Origin of the sequence: Steroidobacter sp. (genome assembly GCF_016790065.1) — a bacterium.
GTDB lineage: Bacteria > Pseudomonadota > Gammaproteobacteria > Steroidobacterales > Steroidobacteraceae > Steroidobacter.
On the sequence record NZ_JAEUPY010000122.1, the window covers coordinates 1 to 6,916 of the forward strand.

At 62.1% G+C, this 6,916-nt stretch carries 8 protein-coding genes and 1 pseudogene; 3 read left to right on the forward strand and 6 right to left on the reverse strand.

All coding sequences use genetic code 11. The features are described from left to right. Positions 1-248: 248 nt before the first annotated feature. Positions 249-806 (reverse strand): hypothetical protein, encoded by a 558-nt coding sequence (locus JNL55_RS05290; protein WP_293850310.1) that lies wholly within the window; start codon positions 804-806, stop codon positions 249-251. Further along, positions 803-985 (reverse strand): hypothetical protein, encoded by a 183-nt coding sequence (locus tag JNL55_RS05295; protein WP_293850313.1) that lies wholly within the window; start codon positions 983-985, stop codon positions 803-805. Before JNL55_RS05295 ends, JNL55_RS05290 begins: the two co-directional genes overlap by 4 nt. A 101-nt stretch (positions 986-1,086) precedes the next feature. Between JNL55_RS05295 and JNL55_RS05300 the strand changes: the two genes are divergently transcribed. From JNL55_RS05300 to JNL55_RS05310, 3 genes are all read left to right on the forward strand, one after another. After that, positions 1,087-1,998: an alpha/beta hydrolase gene (locus tag JNL55_RS05300; protein WP_293850316.1), complete on the forward strand. Its 912-nt coding sequence runs from the start codon at positions 1,087-1,089 to the stop codon at positions 1,996-1,998. 57 nt (positions 1,999-2,055) lie between these two features. Beyond that, a complete protein-coding gene (locus JNL55_RS05305) occupies positions 2,056-3,102 on the forward strand; it encodes a LacI family DNA-binding transcriptional regulator (protein ID WP_293850319.1) in 1,047 nt (348 codons plus the stop codon). Positions 3,103-3,167: 65 nt separating this feature from the next. Continuing rightward, positions 3,168-4,256 (forward strand): serine hydrolase domain-containing protein, encoded by a 1,089-nt coding sequence (locus tag JNL55_RS05310; protein WP_293850322.1) that lies wholly within the window; start codon positions 3,168-3,170, stop codon positions 4,254-4,256. Here JNL55_RS05310 and JNL55_RS05315 read toward each other — a convergent pair. The 4 genes and pseudogenes from JNL55_RS05315 to JNL55_RS05330 form a co-directional block, all read right to left on the reverse strand. Next, complete coding sequence (locus tag JNL55_RS05315) at positions 4,152-5,159, reverse strand: acyl-CoA desaturase (protein WP_415923011.1); 1,008 nt, start codon at positions 5,157-5,159, stop codon at positions 4,152-4,154. The genes JNL55_RS05310 and JNL55_RS05315 overlap by 105 nt on opposite strands. 2 nt (positions 5,160-5,161) lie before the next feature. Next, positions 5,162-6,148, reverse strand: coding sequence for a hypothetical protein (locus JNL55_RS05320; RefSeq protein ID WP_293850327.1), 987 nt, complete (start codon positions 6,146-6,148; stop codon positions 5,162-5,164). A 49-nt stretch (positions 6,149-6,197) separates the two neighbouring features. Then, complete coding sequence (locus JNL55_RS05325) at positions 6,198-6,539, reverse strand: hypothetical protein (RefSeq protein WP_293850329.1); 342 nt, start codon at positions 6,537-6,539, stop codon at positions 6,198-6,200. 150 nt (positions 6,540-6,689) lie between these two features. After that, positions 6,690-6,916, reverse strand: a pseudogene (locus tag JNL55_RS05330) (hypothetical protein); the annotation flags it as partial.

Here is a 6,916-nt window from a genome sequence, read left to right on the forward strand (position 1 = left end):
GCTGGTGTGGGCCGGATCGATGCTATAGGCCCCGGCCGGCACATTCACCGGCTCCTCCGCCGGCGCTGGCGGTGCCGCCGCCGCTTGCGCCGCCGGTTCTTTCGCCGCATCTTGCTTGGGCGAGCACGCGGCCAACGCCGCCAGTAAGCTGAGTGCGAGTAGTCGTTTCATCCGTCATCCCTCTGCAGTGAGCCGTGGCGGCGTGCGTTGTGTGTTCTAAGGACGTGCCACAGGCTCGCCAGCCGACATCAGCTGCTGAGTAATTTCTCGAGAGCACTGATGGCGTCGCGGCCATAACGCGCTGTCAAACGTAACAATAGCTCCCGATTCAGGGTTGCGTTAGCCGCCGCCAGCGCATAGCGCGCATCGGCAATATCTTGGGGGCCGCCGGCAAAGACTTTCATCGCGATGAAATCTTCGACCCCTACAACCCGTAACGCCGCGCGCTGAAAAGTCACTTCAATCGCGCGTTCGAATGCTTCTTTTTCCAAGCCGCGCAGGCCCACCAACAAGTCGACGCGATTGCCGAATGAATCGCTCAATGCCAGCACTGCGGCAATCGGGTCGTCCAAATCGCCACGGCGCAAATCCGTTGCAAACCCAGAGTCTCGAAAGCGAGTTTGCAACTGTCCGAGCTGCTGAGTAGTAATGGACAGCACCGCGTCAGCATCCATACTTGCGCGCAGCACGCCGTGCACCGAAGCCGCCATGGCACCGATGACGGCGTAATCGACCTGCTCACATCCCAATACATCGACTACGTCGAGTAATAGCAGTGCAGACTCACCGGAGCGACTGGTTCTCATGCGAGCTTCGGTCGCACCGTTTCGCGGGCTTGTTGTCCAGCCTGATAAAGCTCCATCATCAAGCGGCTGTGGGTAAGGAATGCGTCCAGACGCTGCTCCGGGGTCAGCCGCTGGGTAGCGGCCAATAGGCCTGGGTCGACTTGCTGGCCGCGCCGCTGCTGCGTGAGCTTGGAGTCCATGAGTCGATTCTAACCAGCGGCGAACTCGGCGCCAGGGGGTCTGCCTCCAAATCCGCCGGGAGTGCGAATGAACCCGATGAGCTTGCGGTAAAGGGGTTCCCATGATCAGGCTTGCATTGCTGGTGTCCGCGCTGTTGATGACCGGCTGTGCCTCGCACGAGGGGCGGCCGAGCAATGCCCGAATCGGTTCGGTACGGCCGGTGGACGTGACCGTGACCCGGGATTTCGTCTACACCCCAGCGGGCTGGCCGCAGCAGCTCAAGGCCGATTTGTACAAGCCGGCCGGCAACGGACCGTTCCCCGGCGTGATCATGATTCATGGCGGCGGCTGGGAAGGCCGGTCGCGAGCGGACATGGATAGCATTTCCCAGCGCGTGGCCGAGCGCGGTTATGTAGTGCTGAACATGTCGTACCGCTTCGCCCCGCAATGGCATTTCCCGGCCCAGCTCCAGGACGTGCAGCAGGCGATCCTCTGGCTGCGAGCGCATGCCTCGGATTTGAACGTGCTGAAGAATCGCATCGGCACCTGGGGTTACTCGGCGGGCGCGCATCTGGCGGCGCTGGCCGGCGTTACCAGCCCGAGCGACAAATGGTTCGTGGAAGGTTCGCGCGTTCAGGCAGTGGTGGCCGGCGGCACACCGGTCGATCTTCGCTATTACAAAGACGGCCCGCTCACCAACGGCCTCACCGGCGTGTCCTATAACGACAATCCCGGCCTGTGGCGGGAAGCTTCGCCGCTGGCGCTGGTCAGCAGCGACGATCCGCCGATGTTCCTGTATCACGGCACGTTCGATTTCACTGTGGGCGACAACAACGCGCACGCCATGTACGAGGCGTTGAACGCCAACGGCATCCCGGCCGAGCTGTATCTGATGCGCGGGCTGGAACACATGAGCACCTTCATCGTCGACAAGCCGGTGGACAACGGCATCGACTTTCTCGACCTGTACCTGCGCCAGAGCAAGCCGAGGGTGGTGGAACAGCCGGAGCAGCCCCGCCGCATCCTGCGCTGACGTCACCGCTGCGCGGGCCGCCAGCACTGAAGCGAATTCTGGGCTACCATCGCGCCCATGTCCGGGCGCAGAACAAGCATCAACGACGTCGCCAAAGCGGCCGGCGTCGCGATCAAAACTGTCTCACGGGTTCTGAACAACGAACCCAACGTTCGGGAAGAAACCCGCGCGCAGGTGCTCGCGGCCGTCAAACGGCTGAACTATCACCCCAGCCTGTCGGCCCGCAGCCTGGCCAGCCGGCGCTCCTATCTGGTCGGCCTGGTTTACGACAATCCCAGCGCCAACTACACCATCGAAGTGCAGCGGGGCGCGTTGGCGCGTTGTCGCGAGGCCAAGTTCCTGCTGTTGTTGCATGAAGTGGCCGGCCGCACCGAAGAGGTGATGCAGGACATCCTGACCTTCGCCAACCAGACCCATCTCGACGGCCTGATCGTGGCACCGCCGCTGAGCGAATCGGCCGAACTGATTCGCGCGCTCGACGCCCAAGCGCTGCCGTTCGTGCGCATCGCCCCGAACGAAATCAAACATCGCTCGCCGTATGTGGATATCGACGACGAAGCCGCGGCCCGCGAGATGACCGAATATCTGATCGGGCTCGGTCATCGCAGCATCGGTTTCATCATCGGCCGGCCCGGCCATTTCGCCAGCGGCGAACGGTTGCGCGGTTACAAGGCGGCGCTGAAGAACCACAAGATTCCGTATGTGCCCGAATACGTGCGCCAGGGCGATTTCCTGTTCGACTCCGGCCTGGAAATGACGCGTCAGTTGTTGGCGCTGCCGAAGCGGCCGACGGCAATTTTCGCAGGCAACGACGACATGGCCGCGGGTGCGCTCATGGCGGCTCACGAAATGGGCGTGGCCGTGCCCCAGCAACTGTCGATTGCCGGATTCGACGATGCAGCCATTGCTCGCACGGTGTGGCCGCCGCTCACCACCATCTGCCAGCCGACGTATCAATTGGCCTATCGCGCGGCCGATCTGCTGCTGGAAATGTTGTTGTCGGGAACCACCCCCAAGCCGGCGCGACTGGCGCACACCTTGGTGCGGCGGGATTCGACCGCCGTGGCGCCCAACTCCAGAACCCCAAATTCGAGATCTCAGTAACGCGCACCGTTCGCACAAGCGACTATCATTTGCCCAGGCCAGTCCACGGATTCACGGATCGCTCGATGCAGAGCCGGGCAGCTGAATTGCTGATTATGATCGCGCTCGCCGCGATATCCGACGTTGCCTGTGCCCAGGCACCAGACACCACGCACGACGATCCACCGCCGACACTGACTCCAGATCGTGTGTATGCGCTGGACGCGTCGATGGAGCGCGTCCTGCAAGACTTCGCCCTGCCCGGCCTGGCCATCGGCATCGTCGAAGACGGCCAACCCGTTTACATGCGCGGCTTCGGCGTACGCGACACGCGAACCGACGAGCCCGTCAACGCGCACACGTTGTTTCATGTCGAGTCGATCACCAGAACGCTGACCGCCACCGCAGTCATGCAGCTAGCAGAGCGCGGCCAACTCGGCCTCAGCGACTCGCTTGCCGATTCACCCGTGACTGTCACTCAGTTGTTGACGCGCGAAGACTCAGCCTTCGACGCCTTGGGCGCCATCATCGAAACAGCGTCACAACAAAAGTATCTGCAGTACATGCAGACACGCGTGTTGAACGCAGCAGGCATGGGCGAAAGCACGTTCGGTGTGCCTATCACTGGCACCAATGTCGCCTGGCCACACACCGGCACGGTGTTCGTTCGTCGCGCGCAACGCTATCCCTGGGACGAAGACACGATGCCGAGCGTCGGGTTGAGCGCCAGCATCGCCGATCTAACGCGCTGGGCCGCCGTACAAGTGAGTCACGATCCTGCATTGCTCGCCGCCAATTCCTACGGCGAGTTGATCAAACATCAACGCGATCTTGGTCGCGACGGCCTGGCGATGGCGCTGGGTTGGCAACTGGAACGTCGCGGCGACGATTGGCTGCCGCGCCAAGCTGCGAAAGGCCGCGGTTTCTCGGCGTTACTGACGCTCTATCCGTCGCAGCAACGAGCCATCGTGATCCTGTCCAACGGCGAAACCCTGCCAGGCAAAGAGATTCGCAACGTCATCGAATCGGTGCTGGCCGGCGAGGCGTGGCTGCCGCCTCAACCTTCGTTGTTATTGCGCACTGATTTCCAATGGAGCCTGGGCGGCTTGCTGGCCATGTCGTTGTTGTTGTTCGCCGTGAGCGTGCACTACCGACGGCGACGGCTGCCAGCCTGAGCGATCCAAACGATGTAGCGCGGCCCGCGGCGGCAATGTCTCAGGCGTTCTGAGCGCCGACACCAATCCACAACGCTGCAGTCCCAGCAGCAACCACCAACCCGGATCCCATTCTCCCGGTAACAATCCAAGCCGCGCTGATCCGGGAAAGGCGTGATGATTGTTGTGCCAGCTCTCGCCCATGCTGAACAACGCAGCGATGGGCACATTCCTGCCTTGCACGCCGGCACCGCGCACTTCCCAAGTCATCGGCCCCTGACGATGCGCAAAATGACCGACGAGCCAGTGCCCTGTGACTGAAACGGCCACGCGCGCACAAACACCCCACACCACCCAACTCCAGCCACCGATGCAATAAAACAGTAGCGCCCAGGGCAGCTGTTGCCACATCCAAGTGCGCTCCATCCAGTAGTAACAACGGTCGCTGGCCAGCGTCGACTCGAGCTGAAACTTCGGCCCGTGCGTCAGTTGTAAATCACAATGCAACTGCCACCACCCGTCCCGCCAGAACCCACGACCATGACGCAGATAGTCGTGACAGTGCCCGCGTCGTTGTGCCCAATCGCGCAGGTCATGCTGACGAATCATGCCGATGGGGCCGGCCATGCCGACCAGCACGCCGAGATACACACAGACATACTCCAGCCACTTGGGACACTCGAAGCTGTTGTGAATCAGCCGTCGATGCATGCCCACCGAATGCCCGGCACACAACGTGATCGCAGTGCTGATTAGAAATAGCAGGAACGCGCCAGGAGTAAACGTTAGCGGTCCGAACACCAGTGCCGCGGCTGACATGCCGCCAATCCAAAGCGACTTGCTGGCACGCCAACGCACGACGCCCGCCGACGCGTCGGTATCGCCGGTATCGACGATGCGTTCCGAGCCGACGTTCCAGTCCATGCTCACGCGCCCGTCACCTCTGCGCGCCGTTCATAGACACCGAGCAACACTTCTTCGAGATTGCCGAGCACCAAACGCGCGACCGCGTCGGCGTACCAATTGAAACGCGTGCTCACTCTGTAGTGCATGCTGAGCGTCAGCCGTGTCTTCGCACCTTCCGGCTGCAACGAGTACGAGATGGAGTCGATATCGAAGTAGCTGCCGCCCATCACCACATGTTGATCGAACGCGCCGGGCGGAAATGAATCCGGATAGAAACGCTGGGTCCAGCGCACGTACTCGTGCTCGCGACGCTCGGCCTCGATCTGATCGAAGTGCACATGCTTGCCCATCGAAATGCGCCGGACCGGCTGGCCGTCGACAGCATCGCTGAGTGCTGAAATCGGCGGCGGCACGCCGATGCGAAATGCGAGGCCGTCCTCGACTTCGTCACGACGAATGTCACGCACATTCATCAGGTGATCCCAGACGGCTTCGCGCGGCGCTTCAACGGCGACACTGCGCTCAATAGTGCGCAGTCGCACTGGCAAATCGGCGGTTGGTTCGATCGCACCCAGAATCAGCGGCAACACTGCGACGCTATAGACAGCCTGCTTAGGCCAGTTCGTCAAACGACACACGGCGCCCATCACCAGCGCGCCTATGCAGCCAATCGCCACGAACAGCGGCAAGATGATGATGACGCAGATCAGTCCTTCGAGCATGGTGGCCATGGTGCCGATGACGAACAGCGCATTCGCCGCGCAGCCGACCAGCATGTAATAGCCCCAACTGCGACGAGACAGTCGCTCGGCGAGATAGACGGTGACGGCACTGACCGCCAGCGGTGCGATGAAAATGAACGAACCCATCATCGCGCCGTACGGCCCGTCCGGGCCGCCGCTATAAAACAGACGCAACACCACGCCGACCAGGGCACCGGCCACGATGGGCCACCACTTGGGAAAAGGCAGTTTTTCCTGCTTCTCGGCCTCGGTCACTGACTGCATTCGCGCTCCGTGTCGTACGGCCGGAGCTTGCCCGCGCGCAGCGGGGTTCTCAAGTCTCGGAAGGCGGCGAATCCAACGAAGCCAGTGAAATGCGTGACGCCACACACAACATACGCGTGGCCGCCAGCTCGAGCGCTTCGAGGTGGGTCTTGAGATAGTCCAGTTCCTGTTGCAAACCGGCGTGCGCGGTCATGGCCTCGCGCAGCGGCTCGGGCCGATCCAGGAAATGCTGAGTGAGCGATTCATCGTCGAAGCGAAGTACCGCGATGCTCGTGCGCGCCATCGCACCCCGCTGCTGTTCCCAGGCCGGGCCGAACTTGTCGCTATCGATGGGGATGGGCGCGAAGGTCATCGCAGCCCACTGTTGCGGGGTGGCGGAATCGGCGGCCATGAGCGTTCTCCTGACGGAGGGACCGACTCAGATGCCGCACCAACCCTTGTTGAGTTTCAATCTGGGGGACTGCAAAGGCGCGCGCCCTGTGAATTCCAGCGCGCGCCTTCGAGTCTCACCCTGCGCTACTCACAGTACTCATCACAGTACTCAGGGAGTCACTGACTGCACGATCGGGTCAAGGAACGGCGCCAACACCGCGTAGTCGCCATTCCAATTGTCGTCGTTCCACACTCGCGAGCCGTTCGACGAATTGGCTGCGGCTTGCGCACCCGCGCGCACCACGACCAGATCCAGACTCGGAATGACGACGATCAAGCTGTCGCCGAGTCCCCATGCCCAGTACGCGTCACGCGGCACGTTCGGCAACAGTCCGG

Coding starts and splice junctions, on each gene's coding strand:
- JNL55_RS05295 (WP_293850313.1), bottom strand. CDS start 985: ATGGACTCCAAGCTCACGCAGCAGCGGCGCGGCCAGCAAGTCGACCCA.
- JNL55_RS05325 (WP_293850329.1), bottom strand. CDS start 6,539: ATGGCCGCCGATTCCGCCACCCCGCAACAGTGGGCTGCGATGACCTTC.
- JNL55_RS05315 (WP_415923011.1), bottom strand. CDS start 5,159: ATGGACTGGAACGTCGGCTCGGAACGCATCGTCGATACCGGCGATACC.
- JNL55_RS05305 (WP_293850319.1), top strand. CDS start 2,056: ATGTCCGGGCGCAGAACAAGCATCAACGACGTCGCCAAAGCGGCCGGC.
- JNL55_RS05310 (WP_293850322.1), top strand. CDS start 3,168: ATGCAGAGCCGGGCAGCTGAATTGCTGATTATGATCGCGCTCGCCGCG.
- JNL55_RS05320 (WP_293850327.1), bottom strand. CDS start 6,148: ATGCAGTCAGTGACCGAGGCCGAGAAGCAGGAAAAACTGCCTTTTCCC.
- JNL55_RS05290 (WP_293850310.1), bottom strand. CDS start 806: ATGAGAACCAGTCGCTCCGGTGAGTCTGCACTGCTATTACTCGACGTA.
- JNL55_RS05300 (WP_293850316.1), top strand. CDS start 1,087: ATGATCAGGCTTGCATTGCTGGTGTCCGCGCTGTTGATGACCGGCTGT.